Source organism: Flavobacterium salmonis (genome assembly GCF_903819435.1).
Lineage (GTDB): Bacteria > Bacteroidota > Bacteroidia > Flavobacteriales > Flavobacteriaceae > Flavobacterium > Flavobacterium chungangense.
Map to the genome: position 1 here is coordinate 1 of NZ_CAIJDP010000035.1, position 902 is coordinate 902.

Below are 902 nucleotides of genomic sequence, written 5' to 3' on the forward strand. Positions count from 1 at the left end.
TAGACCGGACGGTTGAAGGCATCGTATTTGGTAATGATCCATCCGGATGTAGTGATATCCGAGAAAGGGGAATTGGCAGGACCAGTAGCTACCGGCCTGTCGAGTTTATCATAGACGATAAACTCCCATTGTTTGCCGGGCAGTTTTTTCTCTATTAAGCGGTTGCGGTAATCGTATTTGTATCGGTAGCACAGGTTGTTCAATACAGTCTCTGTAATATCGCCCTCTGCTTTTGGAGGCAGAACATAGGTCAGGTTGCCATAGTCGTCATATATGTAATAAGTATCATGAGGAAGGCTGTTATTGTAGGTTCTTTTAAGTATGACCTGACCTTGCTTGTTTTTAAACTCTTCTGTTGTATTGTTGCTCCCTGCAGTCCAGTTTTCATCTTTGGTGATGTTTTTATACAATTGCCCAATAGTATAATTTGCAGAAGAGCTCACCGTTGGCACATACACGCCATTGGCATCCAAAAGGGTGGTTACCGAGTATATTTTGACCAGATCGGCAGCTGTATTGGTTTGGTAATCCAGTTTGATTTCATGTCCATTGCCTAGTTTCCAGTCATTGCCCGGTGCTGCCTGTCTAAAGATCCTGTTCAGCGGGGAAGCCTCGAATTCTTTTTCTGAATACGGATTCAGGGTGTTGTCATATTCTGGGGTATAGTAAAAAGTCTGCTGGGCAGCTAAGGCTGTGGGCAGATCTATTTTGGTATGGCTGTTATTGGTCCTTAATAGGGGATAAGGCAGGTTTTCCTTTGCCTGGCGTCCAAAGGGGTCGTACTCAATAGGTGTGATGATGTCCTCGCCGTTTGCTCCCTGATGGATCGCGATGGTCTGCACAGGTCGTCCCAGTCCATCAAAATAGGTGATATTCTGTGTTACCTGATCTTTTGTCAGGGT

1 protein-coding gene is annotated in these 902 nt (G+C 45.0%); it reads right to left on the minus strand.

Features of this window, described 5'->3' with window-relative positions; all coding sequences use genetic code 11:
• Positions 1-902, minus strand: a 902-nt coding sequence (locus tag FLACHUCJ7_RS00210) for a DUF6443 domain-containing protein (protein ID WP_230408764.1), incomplete at both ends; no start/stop codon positions are given.